This window comes from Streptomyces sp. STR69 (genome assembly GCF_024519455.1).
Taxonomy (GTDB): domain Bacteria; phylum Actinomycetota; class Actinomycetes; order Streptomycetales; family Streptomycetaceae; genus Streptomyces.
This window is the reverse complement of the sequence record NZ_JALJRY010000006.1, coordinates 40792-56214: the sequence shown is the minus strand read 5'-3', so window position 1 is coordinate 56214 and position 15423 is coordinate 40792. Positions and strand designations below refer to the sequence as shown.

The 15423-nt window shown below is 69.7% G+C and carries 15 protein-coding genes and 1 tRNA gene; 12 read left to right on the top strand and 4 right to left on the bottom strand.

Annotated elements, in window-relative coordinates:
- Positions 1–15: 15 nt before the first annotated feature.
- A complete protein-coding gene (locus OC490_RS12580; protein WP_262058251.1) occupies positions 16–1605 on the bottom strand; it encodes a beta-N-acetylhexosaminidase in 1590 nt (529 codons plus the stop codon).
- Positions 1606–1723: 118 nt separating this feature from the next.
- On the opposite strand from OC490_RS12580, the gene OC490_RS12575 reads away from it, so the two are divergent.
- Positions 1724–2602: a DUF4429 domain-containing protein gene (locus OC490_RS12575; RefSeq protein ID WP_262057981.1), complete on the top strand. Its 879-nt coding sequence runs from the start codon at positions 1724–1726 to the stop codon at positions 2600–2602.
- A gap of 95 nt (positions 2603–2697) precedes the next feature.
- On the opposite strand, the gene OC490_RS12570 is transcribed toward OC490_RS12575, so the two are convergent.
- Complete coding sequence (locus tag OC490_RS12570; RefSeq protein ID WP_262057980.1) at positions 2698–4275, bottom strand: purple acid phosphatase family protein; 1578 nt, start codon at positions 4273–4275, stop codon at positions 2698–2700.
- 165 nt (positions 4276–4440) lie between these two features.
- Between OC490_RS12570 and OC490_RS12565 the strand changes: the two genes are divergently transcribed.
- Together OC490_RS12565 and glmS are read left to right on the top strand one after the other, a co-directional pair.
- On the top strand, positions 4441–4698 hold the full coding sequence (locus tag OC490_RS12565) for a hypothetical protein (RefSeq protein WP_019065776.1): 258 nt from the start codon (positions 4441–4443) through the stop codon (positions 4696–4698).
- Between the two features lie 12 nt (positions 4699–4710).
- The gene (gene glmS / locus OC490_RS12560; protein WP_200712217.1) at positions 4711–6528 is read left to right on the top strand and encodes a glutamine--fructose-6-phosphate transaminase (isomerizing); all 1818 of its coding nucleotides are present in this window, start codon (positions 4711–4713) and stop codon (positions 6526–6528) included.
- Positions 6529–6673: 145 nt separating this feature from the next.
- On the opposite strand, the gene OC490_RS12555 is transcribed toward glmS, so the two are convergent.
- Both OC490_RS12555 and OC490_RS12550 read right to left on the bottom strand, forming a co-directional pair.
- A complete protein-coding gene (locus OC490_RS12555) occupies positions 6674–7237 on the bottom strand; it encodes an acetate uptake transporter family protein (RefSeq protein WP_262057979.1) in 564 nt (187 codons plus the stop codon).
- Between the two features lie 120 nt (positions 7238–7357).
- Positions 7358–7885, bottom strand: coding sequence for a universal stress protein (locus tag OC490_RS12550; protein WP_019065779.1), 528 nt, complete (start codon positions 7883–7885; stop codon positions 7358–7360).
- 313 nt (positions 7886–8198) lie between these two features.
- Between OC490_RS12550 and OC490_RS12545 the strand changes: the two genes are divergently transcribed.
- From OC490_RS12545 to OC490_RS12505, 9 genes are all read left to right on the top strand, one after another.
- Positions 8199–8519, top strand: coding sequence for a hypothetical protein (locus OC490_RS12545; protein ID WP_262057978.1), 321 nt, complete (start codon positions 8199–8201; stop codon positions 8517–8519).
- A 377-nt stretch (positions 8520–8896) separates the two neighbouring features.
- Positions 8897–10168: a GlxA family transcriptional regulator gene (locus tag OC490_RS12540; protein WP_262057977.1), complete on the top strand. Its 1272-nt coding sequence runs from the start codon at positions 8897–8899 to the stop codon at positions 10166–10168.
- Positions 10169–10290: 122 nt separating this feature from the next.
- Positions 10291–10893 carry an oligoribonuclease gene (orn, locus tag OC490_RS12535; RefSeq protein WP_262057976.1) on the top strand — a complete coding sequence of 201 codons (603 nt, stop codon included), beginning with the start codon at positions 10291–10293 and terminating at the stop codon, positions 10891–10893.
- Positions 10894–10974: 81 nt separating this feature from the next.
- Positions 10975–11047: transfer RNA gene (locus tag OC490_RS12530), tRNA-His, on the top strand.
- Between the two features lie 232 nt (positions 11048–11279).
- Complete coding sequence (locus OC490_RS12525) at positions 11280–12089, top strand: alpha/beta hydrolase (protein ID WP_262057975.1); 810 nt, start codon at positions 11280–11282, stop codon at positions 12087–12089.
- Positions 12086–12907 (top strand): SDR family NAD(P)-dependent oxidoreductase, encoded by an 822-nt coding sequence (locus tag OC490_RS12520; protein WP_262057974.1) that lies wholly within the window; start codon positions 12086–12088, stop codon positions 12905–12907. Before OC490_RS12525 ends, OC490_RS12520 begins: the two co-directional genes overlap by 4 nt.
- A 61-nt stretch (positions 12908–12968) precedes the next feature.
- Positions 12969–13958, top strand: coding sequence for an alpha/beta fold hydrolase (locus OC490_RS12515; protein ID WP_262057973.1), 990 nt, complete (start codon positions 12969–12971; stop codon positions 13956–13958).
- Positions 13959–13972: 14 nt separating this feature from the next.
- The gene (locus tag OC490_RS12510) at positions 13973–14452 is read left to right on the top strand and encodes a cupin domain-containing protein (RefSeq protein WP_262057972.1); all 480 of its coding nucleotides are present in this window, start codon (positions 13973–13975) and stop codon (positions 14450–14452) included.
- A gap of 104 nt (positions 14453–14556) precedes the next feature.
- On the top strand, positions 14557–15390 hold the full coding sequence (locus OC490_RS12505; protein ID WP_262057971.1) for an alpha/beta fold hydrolase: 834 nt from the start codon (positions 14557–14559) through the stop codon (positions 15388–15390).
- Positions 15391–15423: the final 33 nt, after the last annotated feature.

The window sequence follows — 15423 nt, the reverse complement described above, 5'->3', positions numbered from 1 at the left end:
ACGAACGCAGCTCGACTAGCCTGCGGGCCACGGCACTTGGGGTGACCGGTAGTAGTCGATCCCGAGCGCGTCCCAGCGCGGGGCCTGTGCCGCCAGCCGCACCTTGTAGGTGTCCCAGTCGTGCGTCGAGGCCGGCGACCAGCCCAGCTCGGCCACGCCGGGCAACCTCGGGAAGGCCATGTAGTCGATGTTCGCGCCGGTCACGATGGTCTCGGTCCACAGTGGTGCCTCGACCCCCCGGATCGCCGAACACGGCACCCCGGCAAGGTAGTTGCCCGGGTCCCAGTCGTAGGACCGCTTCACCTCGACCAGGCCCGCCCAGTCCTGGCCGAGCGGGGTGTCCTCGGTGTACTTCATGTCGAGGTAGACCCGGTCGGCGGGCGAGAGGATCAGCCCGGTGCCGTTCTTCGCGGCCTCGGCGACCTGTGCCTTCTCGGCGGCGTCGGTGTCGTCGAGCCCCCAGTACTGGGCGAGGGCGCCCTTGATCGGATGCGCTCCGGTGATCTGGTGCCAGGCGATCACCGTCTTGCCGTACTTGGCGACGATCGGCTGCACCCGGTCCATGAACTTGACGTAGTCCTCATGGCTGGTGGACTGCGCCTCGTCGCCGCCGATGTGCAGATAGCGGCCCGGGGTGAGCGCGGCCAGCTCGCGGATGACGTCGTCCACGAAGCTGTAGGTGACGTCCTTGCCGACGCACAGCGAGCTGAAGCCGACGTCCGTGCCCGTGTAGAGCGGGGGTGCCACGCCGTCGCAGTTCAGCTCGGCGTAGGAGGCGAGGGCCGCGTTCGTGTGCCCCGGCATGTCGATCTCGGGGACCACTTCGAGGAAGCGGGAGGCCGCATACCGCACGATCTCCTTGTAGTCGGCCTTCGTGTAGTAGCCGCCCGCGCCACCGCCGACCTCGGTCGAGCCGCCGTAAGTCGCCAGGCGGGGCCAGGAGTTGACCGCGATGCGCCAGCCCTGGTCGTCACTGAGGTGCAGATGCAGTTCGTTGATCTTGTAGAGGGCCAACTCGTCGATGTAGCGCTTGACTTGGGCGACCGTGAAGAAGTGCCGGGAGACGTCGAGCATCGCGCCGCGGTAGGCGTAGCGCGGGGAGTCCTCGATGGTGCCGCCCGCGATCTGCCAGGGTCCGCGCTGCACGGAGTTCTTCTCGACGGCGGCGGGCAGGAGTTGGCGCAGGGTCTGGACGCCGTGGAAGAGCCCGGCCGGCCTGCTCGCGGTGATGGTGACTCCGGAGGTCCCGCTGACGAGCCGGTAGCCCTCGGCGCCGAACGTGCCCTTGGACAGCCGGAGTTGGATACCACCCTTGCCCCGGGACGTGACCGGCAGCCGGTAGCCGGTGGAGGGGCGCAGTATGCCCGCGAGGTACTCGCCGATCCGGCGCGACTCGCGTGACTCGCCGACGCGGATACGGGTGGCGCTCGTGATCCGGTACGGCTGTCCGCCGGGGGCGACGGACGCGGGCGCCGGGACCACCCGGCCCAGCGGGGTCACCGCGGCGGGCGCGGCGGAGGGTGCGGCGCCGACCACGGACACGCTCGCGGCGGCGACGAGCAGCAGCGAACCGAGGAGGCGGGTCGTTCTGTGGCGCTGTCTCACAAGGTGTCTCACAAGCGGTGCCTTCCTTGAAGCCGAAAGTCGGAAGCCGAAAGCCAGAAGCCGGAAGCCGGACAGGTACAGACCATTCTGTCGCCACAGCGATGGAACAATCCCTCCTATGGCGGAAATCATCCAGAAGGACGGCACCTGGATCTTCGACGGCGACGCCCTGCGGCTGACTCCCGGACGGGACAAGAACGTCGGCCTGTTCCGCCGGACGCTGGGCGAACTCGTCGTCCCCCTGGGCGCGTTGGCGGGCGTCTCGTTCGAGCAGGGCCGCAAGTCGGGGCGGCTGAGACTGCGCCTGCGCGACGGCGCCGACCCGCTGCTGCACGCCACCGGCGGCCGGCTCGCCGAGGGCGACGACCCCTATCAACTGGCAGTGGAATCGGACCGGTACGGCGTCGCCGAGTACTTCGTGGACGAGGTGCGCAACGCCCTGCTGCTCGACGGGGTTCCGGCCGACCCCGTCGCCGAGTACCTGCTGCCGGGCCCGGCCGTGCCGCTCTCCGTCTCCGCCGGGGACGGCACCGCGAGCTTCGACGGCGAGCACATACGGCTGGAGTGGAACTGGAAGACCGAGGACGCCAAGTCCGCGGCCGGTGCCCGCACGCTCGCCGTCACGGACCTCGTCGGCGTGGAGTGGCGTCCGTCGGCCGGTCTTGAGAACGGCTACATCCGCTTCGCGGTGCGCCACGCGCCGACCAAGGCGCCGCCCAAGTACGACCCCAACTCCGTGGAGCTGTGGGGCTTCAAGAAGGACCCGCTGATGGCCCTGATCGCCGCGGCCGTCCAGGCCCGCCTCCCGCACCCCGCCGCCGAGACGGACGTACGACCCGAACGGCCCGAGCCCGCCCGGCAGTTGGCGACCGCGGCGGAGGACGGCCACGACGCGCAGCTGCGGCGGCTGCGTGAACTCGGCGAGCTGCACCGGGACGGGGTGCTGACGGACGAGGAGTTCGCGATGGCCAAACAGGCGGTCCTCAAACGGATGTGACCATCCGGGAGTTGAGGACCGCCTGCGGTGTGTCTGCGTCTACGCCCCGCCTTCAGAGCGCAGTCGGCCCGCGGCCGGAGGCCGCTGATGGATGCTTACTTGGCCTTGCGGGCGACCGTGAAGCGGTCGACCTCGGCGCCGGTCTCGGCGATGCCGCGGACCGTCAGGGTGGTCGTACGGCCCTTGTGGGCGGGCTGGACGTCCACGCGCAGGAACGAGTAGTTGAGGTAGCGCACGCGCGACCAGGCGACCGTCTCGTTGACCTTGCCGTCCTTCGTGTTGACGAAGGCGGCGACCGAGTCGACGTCGGCGACGTGCCCCTCGTAGGAGTCCGGGGCGGAGAACGCGTACAGGCTGCGGCCGGCCGCGCCCGCCGTCACGTAGACGACACCCTCGGTCTCCGGGTACGCCGTGCCGCCGATCGGCAGCTTCTTGACAACGGCGTTCTTCTTGATGACGTCGGTGCGCTCGTACTGGTGGTTGTGGCCGTTGATGACCAGGTCCACCGTGTACTTCTCGAACAGCGGCACCCACTCGTTGCGCACTCCCCCCTCCGAGGAGTGCGCGGTGGAGGTGCAGTACGCGCAGTGGTGGAAGAAGATCACCACGAAGTCGATGTCCTTGGACGCGCGGAACTTCTTGAGCTGCGCCTCCAGCCACTTGGTCTGGGTGCCGCCGGAGATGCCGAGGTTGGCCGGGATCTCGAAGGACACGTCGTTGGCGTCCAGCGAGATGATCGCCGTGTTGCCGTAGACGAAGGAGTAGACGCCCGGCAGGTTCGTCTTGTCGGGGCCGTTGTCCGGCAGGTTCCAGCGGGCGTCCTCGCCGCCGTAGCCGTTGGGCGAGTACCAGGCCTCCATGTCGTGGTTGCCGTAGGCGGGCATCCACGGCACGGACTTGGCGACCGACTCGGTCTGGGCGAGGAACTGGTCCCAGACGCGCGAGTCGAAGCCCGTGTCGGCGGTCTTGCCCTGGCCGGCCGGATCGGCGTACGCGATGTCACCGGCGTGCAGGTGGAACGCCGGGTTCTGGGCGAGCAGGAGGCTGTCGTTGGCGAGGCCGTGGTAGCCGACGCCCTCGTCGCCGAAGGCCGTGAAGGTGAACGGCTTCTTGTGGTCGGGGGCGGTGGTGAAGGTGCCCAGCGTGCCGAGCAGGTGGGGCTCGGCCGGGTCGAAGCCCGCGTGGCCGACGCCGTAGTAGTAGGTCCGGCCCGGACGCAGGTGGGTCAGCTTGGCGTGCAGGTAGTACTGGGTGTGGTCGCCGCTCGCGCCGACGCCCGCCGGGGTGTAGAGGGTGCGCACCTCGGCCTCGATCTTGCGGGAGAGGTCCCAGGGCTGCGCGCCGATCCGGACGAACGGCTTCTTGACGTCGGTCGGGACCTGCCAGGAGACCGTGACCTCCGTGCTCGGGTCGTTGCCGAACGCGAGGTGCCGGCCGAACGGGGAGACGAGGGCCCCGTCGACGGACTCGCCGGAGGTGGAGGCGTAGGTGGCGGAGGCCTGGCTGGGGACAGCCGCCTGGGCGACCGCGCCCGGTACGAACACGCCACCCGCGATGGCGCCGAGCGTCACGGCACCGCCTCTGACCATCGTGCGCCGCGAGAATCTCGCGCGCAGGTATTCGTGCTGCTCCGCCATGCTCATGCGCTCTGCGAGCTCTGCGGGTACTCCCATACGAGGAATGTCCATGGCGTCTGAAACTCGTCCATATGAGCGACGGGGCGCAAGACACAGGATGGACAGCTTACGAACAGAGCCCCATAAGACTTTCAACAGCCGGTTGCCCGATATCGGGCAGGATTCTTGCAAACCTTTCCCCGGTACCCCAGGATCAACCGGGTGCACGACGAACTCGTTGATCATCTGACGCGCTCCACGACCCTCAACCGGGGCGAGGCGCTGCGGGTGATCCAGGACGTGCTCGCGTACTTCGACGAGACGACCGAGGACTACGTCCGTCGCCGCCACCGCGAGCTCCAGGCCCAGGGCCTGGTCAACGCGACGATCTTCGACCGGATCGAGGCGGACCTGAAATACCGGGCGGTCGCACCGCCGGAGCTCACGCTCAGGCAGCTGCGCCGCATCGTCTACGGCTAGGAATACCTATACATGTGCGGAATCGTCGGATACATCGGCAAGCGTGACGTTGCGCCGCTTCTGCTGGAGGGCCTGCAGCGGCTGGAGTACCGCGGCTACGACTCCGCGGGCATCGCCATCACGGCCCCCAAGACGGCCGGCCTGAAGGTGGTCAAGGCCAAGGGCCGGGTCCGTGACCTGGAGGCCAAGGTCCCGGCGCGCTTCAAGGGCACCACCGGCATCGCCCACACCCGCTGGGCCACGCACGGCGCCCCCTCCGACGTGAACGCCCACCCGCACCTGTCCGCCGACAGCAAGGTCGCCGTCGTCCACAACGGCATCATCGACAACGCCTCGGACCTCCGGAAGAAGCTCGAGGCGGACGGCGTCGAGTTCCTCTCCGAGACCGACACCGAGGTCCTCACCCACCTCATCGCCCGCTCCCAGGCGGAGACCCTGGAGGAGAAGGTCCGCCAGGCGCTCCGGGTGATCGAGGGGACGTACGGCATCGCCGTGCTGCACGCCGACTTCCCCGACCGCATCGTGGTGGCTCGAAACGGCTCCCCGGTGGTCCTCGGCATCGGCGAGAAGGAGATGTTCGTAGCCTCGGACATCGCCGCACTCGTCACTCACACGCGCCAGATAGTGACCCTCGACGACGGCGAGATGGCGACCCTCAAGGCCGACGACTTCCGGACATACACCACCGAGGGCACGCGGACGACGTCCGAGCCGACCACCGTCGAGTGGGAGGCCGCCTCCTACGACATGGGCGGCCACGACACCTACATGCACAAGGAGATCTTCGAGCAGGCCGACGCGGTGGACCGCGTGCTGCGCGGCCGGATCGACGACCGTTTCTCCACCGTGCACCTCGGCGGCCTGAACCTGGACGCCCGCGAGGCCCGGCAGATCCGCCGCGTCAAGATCCTCGGCTGCGGCACCTCGTACCACGCGGGCATGATCGGCGCCCAGATGATCGAGGAGCTGGCCCGCATCCCCGCGGACGCCGAGCCGGCCTCCGAATTCCGGTACCGCAACGCGGTAGTCGACCCCGACACCCTCTACATCGCGGTCTCGCAGTCCGGTGAGACGTACGACGTCCTCGCTGCGGTCCAGGAGTTGAAGCGCAAGGGCGCGCGCGTCCTCGGCGTGGTGAACGTCGTCGGCTCGGCAATCGCGCGCGAGGCGGACGGCGGCATGTACGTGCACGCGGGCCCCGAGGTCTGTGTCGTCTCGACCAAGTGCTTCACCAACACCACAGTGGCGTTCGCCCTGTTGGCCCTCCACCTCGGCCGCACCCGTGACCTCTCGGTCCGCGACGGCAAGCGCATCATCGAGGGCCTGCGCAAGCTGCCGGCCCAGATCTCCGAGATCCTCGACCGCGAGGACGAGATCAAGAAGCTGGCCGCCGAGTACGCCGAGGCCCGCTCGATGCTGTTCATCGGCCGCGTCCGCGGCTACCCGGTCGCCCGCGAGGCCTCCCTCAAGCTCAAGGAGGTCTCGTACATCCACGCCGAGGCCTACCCCGCCTCGGAGTTGAAGCACGGCCCCCTCGCCCTGATCGAGCCCGCCCTCCCCACGGTGGCAATCGTCCCCGACGACGACCTCCTGGAGAAGAACCGCGCCGCCCTGGAGGAGATCAAGGCCCGCAGCGGCCGAATCCTCGCGGTGGCCCACCAGCACCAGGAAAAGGCCGACCAGACGATCGTGGTCCCGAAGAACGAGGACGAGTTGGACCCCATCTTGATGGGCATCCCGCTCCAACTCCTCGCGTACCACACGGCGTTGGCGCTGGGCAGGGACATCGACAAGCCGAGGAACCTGGCGAAGTCGGTGACGGTGGAGTAGGTCTTTGCTTTTGGGGGCGCGGGGCTGTGTCAATTTGCGGCTCCGCCGCGTGGGCGCGAGCAACCCCCACCGGCCGGTAGAGGCCGACGAACGGAAAGGCCCCCCACGTGTGCCTCATACACGCGGGGGGCCTTTCCGCTGCCGGTCAACTGGTAGCCGTCACGCCCCGACCGGCCGTCCGCCGCGGAAGCACCGTCGGCCAGTGAGCCAACGCAGCCGTCGCCGAGTACCAGGCGACAGCCCCCGCAGCGACACCGAACCACCCCCCGACCTTGCTCAGCCCGTCGTTGCCGGCGAACTGCGCGATGGCGAGAAGCACGAGGGAGACGAAGAACAACCCGTATGTCCCCTGGGTGAGTTGATCCCCACCCGCGAGAGTCACCGAGAGAGCGACGAGAGCGAACAGGACCAGGAACAGCCCCGCCGCGTTGTCCGAGGTGGAGCCACCCGCGCTGACGGCCCAGGTGAACCAGAGCGCACCGAAGGCCGCGAAGGCCGTCCCCGTGGCCGAGTCACCGTCGCGGAACGCGAACAGCCCGGCGACGAAGAGCGCAACTCCGCCTACGTAGTGAGCGAGTGACACGGCGTCAGCCGCCGACACTCCGTTGATGACATCCGTGTACCCGAGCCCGAAGGCCAACAGGGTGATTCCCAGGGCGAGTCGGCCGACGACCGAGGTGGTGCTTCCCGCGGAGACGTCATTGTCCACGGCGGGCTCCCTTCATGCATGTGCGGTTGTGCGGTGTGACCGATATATGCCCTTCACAAGGACACAAACACCTCTGCACAGCAGTGAATTCGGAGCCGACCGGCGAGTTGGACCTACGAGTTACGGGATGACGACGACGGGCCGCTGCGCCCGCTTCGCGAGCCGCCCCGCGACGGAGCCGAAGATGCGTCCGACGATGCCGTGGGTCGAGCCCACGACGATCGCGTCCGCCTCGTACTCCCGCCCCACCTCTTCGAGTTCGTGGCAGATGTCGCCGCCGCGCTCGACCAGGATCCAGGGCACTTCGGCCAGATACTCGGCGCACGCCAGCTCAAGCCCCAGCACCTCGGTGCGGTGATCCGGCACGTCGACGAAGACCGGTGGCTCGCAGCCCGCCCACACCGTGGTGGGCAGCCGGTTGGCGACATGCACGATGACCAGGCCCGAGCCCGAACGATGGGCCATGCCGATGGCGTACGCGAGGGCACGCTCACTGGACGTGGAGCCGTCGAAACCGACGACGACGCCGTGCTTGAAGGCGGGATCGCAGGAATGACGTGGCTGTTCCGCCGCCAGGGGCTCGGCCGCCGTGGGATCGGCGACGGGCCGCTTGCGGTCCGCGGGTTCGAAAGATTCGTGACCGGCCATGGATGTCTCGGCTTTTTGATCCTCTTGGGAGGGGACAACAGTGTGCGGCGGAGCTGTGTCCGGGAATCATCTTCCCAACCCCATACCCCCAAGGGTACGGCGCCAGTCCTCCTTAGCCCACATTCCGCACACGCTCCGGCGGAGTTCCCCGGAGCATGCACGAGGGGACGCCCGTAACGCAATGGTTGCTGCCCCGTACAGGCGGTTTGCACAGGATTCACTTATCCCCGCGTCCACCCTTGGGCTGCCCTACAGTGACCGACGCATCGAACAAGCGTTGAACCCGGCGAACCGCCGCCCCAGGGAGCACGCCATGTCCGGACACCGTACGACCTCCGAGGCACACCCCGGCCCGGACACCGCCACCGATGTGGTCCGCTGGGCGGTCTTCAGCTGTGTCCTCGTCCCCCTGGTCCTCCTCTGGTACGGCACCTCGCTCGCCGGCGCCGCCGGCACGGCCCTCGGCCTCGCGGCCGTCACCGCCGCCTGCCGGGTGCTGCTGCGCCGCTCCGAGCGGGGTACGGCCCGGCTGCTGGACGAGGAGGAGTCCCCGCACCGCGGCCATCGCCACCGGGCGGCGGCGGGGGCGCACCGGGGCGGTCGGCACGCCGGAGGAAGTACACCGGTCGACTGACCGGTTTCCGCGCACGCGCCCGACGCTTTTCAGCCAACTTCCGGCCACCGCGCATCTGTTGTCCGAACCACCCCCCAACCCCCGTTCCACCTGCACCGAAAGGGCCTGGGAGGCCCTGCGCACCCTACGGGGATTGGCCACTAAGGGGAGGCGCACTTCCCTGCACGGCCCACGAGTGCAACGCTTCGTGATCGAATGCTTCACGCCAAGTTGCCATGTCGACAATGTGCCGGTTGCCGAACTGGTCACCCCGGCACCACTGGACACAGTAGATTCGATCTTGACGTCTTACGGCGGGGGACTCGTGCAGGACCGAGGGGAAACGTGCAGGAGCGACACAACCGAGGAGCCGCGACCACCGAGGGGGGCTTAGCAGTATGAGCCACGACTCCACTGCCGCGCCGGAAGCCGCGGCCCGGAAGCTTTCCGGGCGACGCCGCAAGGAGATCGTCGCGGTGCTGCTGTTCAGCGGCGGCCCCATCTTCGAGAGTTCCATACCGCTGTCGGTGTTCGGAATCGACCGGCAGGACGCCGGAGTTCCGCGCTACCGCCTTCTTGTGTGCGGTGGAGAGGACGGCCCGCTGCGCACCACCGGCGGGCTGGAACTCACCACACCGCACGGTCTGGAGGCGATCTCGCGGGCGGGCACCGTCGTCGTGCCTGCCTGGCGGTCGATCACCGCGCCGCCGCCGGAGGAAGCGCTCGACGCACTGCGCCGGGCGCACGAAGAAGGGGCCCGCATAGTCGGCCTGTGCACCGGCGCCTTCGTGCTGGCGGCGGCGGGCCTGCTGGACGGCCGTCCCGCGACCACCCACTGGATGTACGCGCCGACGCTGGCCAAGCGCTATCCGTCGGTGCACGTGGATCCACGGGAACTCTTCGTCGACGACGGAGACGTACTGACGTCCGCCGGTACGGCGGCCGGAATCGATCTCTGTCTCCACATCGTGCGGACGGACCACGGCAACGAGGCGGCAGGCGCGCTCGCCCGGCGCCTGGTGGTCCCCCCGCGCCGAAGCGGCGGTCAGGAGCGCTACCTCGATCGGTCTTTACCAGAGGAGATCGGCGCCGACCCGCTCGCGGAGGTCGTCGCCTGGGCGCTGGAGCACCTCCACGAACAGTTCGACGTGGAGACGCTGGCGGCACGCGCGTACATGAGCAGGCGTACGTTCGACCGCCGCTTCCGCTCGCTCACCGGGAGCGCTCCCCTGCAGTGGCTGATCACGCAGCGGGTGCTCCAGGCGCAGCGTCTGCTGGAGACGTCGGACTACTCGGTGGACGAGGTCGCGGGGCGCTGCGGCTTCCGCTCACCGGTGGCCCTGCGCGGGCATTTCCGCCGCCAGCTGGGCTCGTCGCCCGCCGCCTACCGGGCCGCGTACCGCGCCCGCAGGCCCCAGGGCGACAAGCAGTCGGACGGCGACGGCGCACCGAGCCAGCCCGGCGGTCCGTCGTCCCTGGGCCCGGCGGGCCTGCCGCCCTCGCTCCACCCGGAGGGCCCGGTCCCGATGCAGTCCCGTCGTACGGCGGCGAGCGCGCTGTCGGCAGCGTCCGCGGCGGCCTCCTCCGCCTCGGCGGCGGACAACGGCCGTGAGGCGTACGCCACGAGCCGGACGGCGGCGAGCCTGCCCGGCCAGCGCAGCGCGACGTAGCACCAGAGCACGCCCTCGGGGGTCTCCGTCAGGAGATCTCCGGGGGCTTTCGCGCGCCCCCGCACCACAAGGTCACCGCACGGTTGGCTCAGCTGAGCGGCGCGCACCTTAGGGTTAGACACATGAACGATCGCATGGTGTGGATCGACTGCGAGATGACCGGCCTCTCGCTGTCAGACGACGCTCTCATCGAGGTGGCCGCCCTCGTCACCGACTCCGAGCTGAACGTGCTCGGCGAGGGGGTGGACATCGTCATCCGCCCGCCGGACCAGGCGCTGGAGACGATGCCGGACGTAGTACGCCAGATGCACACCGCATCCGGTCTGCTCGACGAGCTGGCCGGCGGTACGACACTGGCCGACGCGGAGGAGCTGGTCCTCGCGTACATCCGCGAGCACGTCAAGGAGCCGGGCAAGGCCCCGCTGTGCGGCAACTCGGTCGGCACCGACCGCGGTTTCCTCCTCCGTGACATGCCGACCCTGGAGGAGTACCTGCACTACCGCATCGTGGACGTGTCCTCGGTGAAGGAGCTGGCCCGTCGCTGGTACCCGCGGGCGTACTTCAACAGCCCCGAGAAGAAGGGCAATCACCGCGCCCTCGCCGACATCCGCGAGTCCATCGCGGAGCTGCGCTACTACCGCGAGGCGATCTTCGTCCCGCAGCCCGGCCCGGACTCCGACACCGCCCGCACGATCGCCGCGAAGCACGTCCAGCCTGCGCGATAAAGGCGGGCGCGAGCACCCCTTCGGACCCTGTACACTTTTTCTCGGCCGGTCGGAAACTCGCAGAGTGAACGACCGGGCATGGTGGGTGTAGCTCAGCTGGTAGAGCACCTGGTTGTGGTCCAGGAAGTCGCGGGTTCAAGTCCCGTCACTCACCCTTGAAGAAAGGCCCCTCGGCCCGCGGAAACGCGGGCCGAGGGGCCTTTCTCGGTTGTCGGCGGAGCGCAGGAGTGTATCGACTCCCGCCCGCATCATGCGAGTTGCCGACCTGGGGCCGTTCGGCATCGAGCCCCGAACCACTGGGGTGCCTCCCCAGTGCGAGGGCACCGGGGTTTCCGGTTTCGTGTGCACACGCCGGGTGAGGACACCCACACACGAGAGGCCCCGCCATGACCGCTCCCCTTCCCGTGGTCTTCGTCCACGGGCTCTGGCTGCACAGCACCTCCTGGCAGCCGTGGATCGAGTTGTTCCGCGCGGAGGGCTACGACCCCTCCGCGCCCGGATGGCCCGGCGACCCCGCCACCGTCGAGGAGGCGCGCCAGAACCCCGAGAGCATCGCCGGCTACGGCATCGACGACGTCGTCGAGCACTACGCGGCCCTGATCGAGGCGCTGCCCGTACGGCCCCTCGTGATCGGCCACTCGTTCGGCGGGATGATCGCGCAGAAACTGCTCGGCCAGGACCGCGCCGCCGCGGCGGTCGCGATCGACGCCGCGCAGATCAAGGGCGTGCTGCCCCTGCCGCTGTCCGCGCTGAAGGCGACGCTCCCGGTCTTCAAGAACCCGGCCAACAAGCGCCGGGCGGTCTCCCTGACCGCGGAGCAGTTCCGGTTCGCGTTCGGCAACGCCGTCGCGGAGGAGGAGTCGGCGGCCCTGTACGAGCGCTGGACCATCCCCGCGCCGGGCAAGCCGCTGTACGAGGCCGCCTCCGCCAACTTCAACCCCCACTCGCCGGCGAAGGTCGACACGGACAACAGCGGACGCGGCCCGCTGCTGCTCGTCTCCGGCGGCAAGGACCACACCGTGCCCGAGGTCGTCACCCGGGCCACTCTCAAGCAGTACCGGCACTCCGAGGCGGTCACCGACATCGTCAACTTCCCCGACCGCGGGCACTCGTTGACGATCGACGGCGGCTGGCGCGAGGTCGCGGACACCGTTCTCACCTGGCTGCGGCAGCAGAATCTGGGGACCGGGCGATGAGTACCCGGGCCGCCGGCCCGTCCGGTGCGGACGCGGGTCCGGCCGGACGGACCGTGGTGGTCACCGGCGCCGGGCGCGGCATCGGGCTGGCCGTCGTCGAGGCCTTCCTCTCGGCCGGTCACCGCGTCGTCGCGGGTTCGAGGGAACGCACCGACGCCCTCGACCGGCACGTGAAGCAGGGGGCCGAGCTGACCGTCGTGGAGCTCGACCTCGCGACGCCCGACGGCCCGGCCGCGCTGATCGCCGAGGCGGTGGCGCTCCATGGCGGTGTCGACGTCCTGGTGAACAACGTCGGGGCGGTACGGCCGCGGGTCGACGGCTTCCTCGGCGTGACGGACGAGGACTGGGAGTGGACGTTCACGGTCAACTTCATGGCCGCCGTCCGCGCCACCCGGGCCGCGCTGCCGCACCTGCTCGCCACCGGAGCGGGCCGTATCGTCACCGTCTCCTCGGTCAACGCCCGGCTGCCCGACCCGCTGGTCATCGACTACGGCGCGGCGAAGGCCGCGCTGACCAACTTCTGCAAGGCCCTCTCCAAAGAGGTGGGGCCGCGCGGTGTGCGGGTGAACACCATCGGTCCCGGCCCGGTGGAGACGGCGCTGTGGCAGGGCGCCGACGGGGTCGCCGCAACGGTGGGCCGGTCCCGGGACGTCGACCCCCGGGAGGTGGCCCGCGGCGCGGCGGCCCAGTCCGTGACCGGCCGCTTCACCCGGCCGTCGGAGGTGGCCGATCTCGTGCTCTACCTCGCCGGTCCTCAGGCGGCGAACATCACCGGCGCCGACTTCGTCATCGACGGCGGCCTCGTCGAATCCCTCTGACCGGCCGTGACGGCACGGCGGGCGCCGAGCCCCGCCTCCCTCGCCTCCCCTGGAGAGACCAGTGAGATTCCGCCTGCCCAGATCCCGCCGCCTGGTGGCCGCGGTCTTCGCCCTGGCCGTCGGCCTCGGCTCGATCACGCTCACGGCCGCGGCCTCCGCCGGGCCCGCGGCCCCGGCCGGCGAGCAAGTACCCGCCGGCTTCAGCGAACACAGGACGCGCGTCGCCGGAACCGGCATCGACTACGTGATCGGCGGGCACGGCCCGACCCTCGTCCTGATCCACGGCTACCCCCAGACCTGGTACGAGTGGCACGGCATCATGCCCGCGCTCGCCGAGCACTACACCGTCGTCGCGCCGGACCTGCCCGGCGCGGGCCGGAGCGACGCCCCGGCGTCCGGCTACGACAAGAAGACCATGGCCGCCACGTTGCACGCGCTCCTGGTGTCGCTCGGCAAGGACCAGGGCGTGAACGTCGTCGGCCACGACATCGGCACGATGGTCGCCTACGCATACGCGGCGCAGTACCCGCACACCGTCAGGAAGCTCGTGCTCAGCGAGGCCCCCATCCCCGACCCGGGCATCTACGAGTTCCCCTCTCTGACGGCCCAGGGCCCTGGAGCGTGGCACTTCGGCTTCTTCTCCCTGCGGACCGGCCTCCCGGAGAGTCTGATCCGGGGCCGCGAGCTGACCTGGACGACCGGTTTCATGCGGGGCATCGCCGTACACAAGGACGCCCTGACCCCGGACGACCTTCGGGTCTTCGCCTCCTACCTGCGCGACTACGCACACCTGGAAGCGAGCTTCGCGTGGTTCAGGACGTTCCCGCAGGACATCGCCGACAACACGCGGTTCCAGAAGACGCCCCTGACCATGCCGGTGCTCGCGATCGGCGCCTCCGGCAGCCTCGGTACGTCGGTCGCGGAACAGGTGCGCCACTACGCCACCCATGTCACTCCGGCGGTCGTGCCCGACTCCGGCCACTGGATCTACGAGGAACACCCGAAAGAGACGACCGACATGCTGCTGCGTTTCCTGAGCAGCCACCGATGACGTCAGGAGCGGACATGACCAGTTCCTTCCCCACCTTCGGCCCGACGGCCGAGCGCGAACCCTTCTGGTTCCTCGGCGGCCAGGCCAGGATCCTGCTGCCCGGCACCGCGACCGACAACCGGCTCAGCCTGATGGAGTTCGCCGACCCGGCCGGCCACGCGCCCCCGCACCACGTCCACGAGGACGAGGAGGAGGTCTGGTTCGTCCTCGACGGCGAGGTGACGTTCTTCGTCGGCGATCAGCGCCACGACCTGGTGCCCGGACAGGTGGCGTACGGGCCTCGCGGGGTTCCGCACAGCTATCTGGTGCGCTCGCCCGAGGGGGCGCGGATAGCGGTGCTGTTCAGCCCGGCCTGCATCGAGGAGTACTTCCGGGCCAACGGCACCCCGGTGGCCGAGGCCGGGGACCTTCCGCCGGAGTTCGACCTCGCCGCGGTCGTGGCCTCCGCCGAGGCCTTCCACCTGCGCGTCACCGGACCACCGCCGTCCTTGTGAGCCGGACCGCCCCGGGATGACCCACGGCACCCGTACACCGTCCACCCCACTGCACCGGCGCCGTCACCCTGCGCCGGTCCACCGAGCCCCCGAAGGGAACCGACATGCCGTACATCACCGTCGGCCGGGAGAACTCCGCCGACATCGAGCTGTACTACGAGGACCACGGGAGCGGGCAGCCCGTCGTGCTGATCCACGGTTACCCGCTGGACGGCCACTCCTGGGAGAAGCAGCTCCCGGCCCTGCTCGACGCGGGCCACCGGGTCATCACCTACGACCGGCGCGGTTTCGGCCGGTCCTCGCAGCCGACCACGGGCTACGACTACGACACCTTCGCCGCCGATCTCGACGCGGTGCTGACCGGGCTGGACCTCACCGACGCGGTACTCGTCGGCTTCTCCATGGGCACCGGGGAAGTCGGCCGCTACCTGGGCACGTACGGCTCGCAGCGGATCGCCAAGGCGGCCTTCCTCGCCTCCCTCGAACCCTTCCTGGTCAAGACCGACGACAACCCGGACGGCGTCGACCGGTCGGTCTTCGACGGCATCCTGGCGGCGGTCACGGAGGACCGTTACGCCTACTTCACCGGCTTCTACGAGGCGTTCTACAACCTCGACGAGACGCTCGGCAGCCGGATCAGCGAGGAGGCGGTGCGGGCCAGCTGGAACGTGGCGGCGGGCGCGTCGGCGTACGCGTCGGTGGCCTGCGTGCCCACCTGGATCACAGATTTCCGCGCCGACGTCGCCAGGATCGACGTACCGACGCTGATCCTGCACGGCACGGCCGACCGGATCCTGCCGGTCGACTCCACCGGGCGGCCCTTCCACGCGCTGCTGCCCTCGGCCCAGTACGTCGAGATCGAGGGCGCCCCGCACGGCCTGCTGTGGACGCACGCCGAAGAGGTCAACGCCGCGCTGCTGGCCTTCCTGGCCAAGTAGTCGCGCGGGGCGGCCGGGTCCAACTGCGGGCGG

Bases quoted from the DNA above. Each gene is read 5' to 3' on its own strand.
- OC490_RS12545 (WP_262057978.1), top strand. From the start codon at position 8,199: ATGTCCGGACACCGTACGACCTCCGAGGCACACCCCGGCCCGGACACC.
- OC490_RS12570 (WP_262057980.1), bottom strand. From the start codon at position 4,275: ATGGGAGTACCCGCAGAGCTCGCAGAGCGCATGAGCATGGCGGAGCAG.
- OC490_RS12575 (WP_262057981.1), top strand. From the start codon at position 1,724: ATGGCGGAAATCATCCAGAAGGACGGCACCTGGATCTTCGACGGCGAC.
- glmS (WP_200712217.1), top strand. From the start codon at position 4,711: ATGTGCGGAATCGTCGGATACATCGGCAAGCGTGACGTTGCGCCGCTT.
- OC490_RS12520 (WP_262057974.1), top strand. From the start codon at position 12,086: ATGAGTACCCGGGCCGCCGGCCCGTCCGGTGCGGACGCGGGTCCGGCC.
- OC490_RS12525 (WP_262057975.1), top strand. From the start codon at position 11,280: ATGACCGCTCCCCTTCCCGTGGTCTTCGTCCACGGGCTCTGGCTGCAC.
- OC490_RS12540 (WP_262057977.1), top strand. From the start codon at position 8,897: ATGAGCCACGACTCCACTGCCGCGCCGGAAGCCGCGGCCCGGAAGCTT.
- OC490_RS12510 (WP_262057972.1), top strand. From the start codon at position 13,973: ATGACCAGTTCCTTCCCCACCTTCGGCCCGACGGCCGAGCGCGAACCC.
- OC490_RS12505 (WP_262057971.1), top strand. From the start codon at position 14,557: ATGCCGTACATCACCGTCGGCCGGGAGAACTCCGCCGACATCGAGCTG.
- orn (WP_262057976.1), top strand. From the start codon at position 10,291: ATGAACGATCGCATGGTGTGGATCGACTGCGAGATGACCGGCCTCTCG.
- OC490_RS12550 (WP_019065779.1), bottom strand. From the start codon at position 7,885: ATGGCCGGTCACGAATCTTTCGAACCCGCGGACCGCAAGCGGCCCGTC.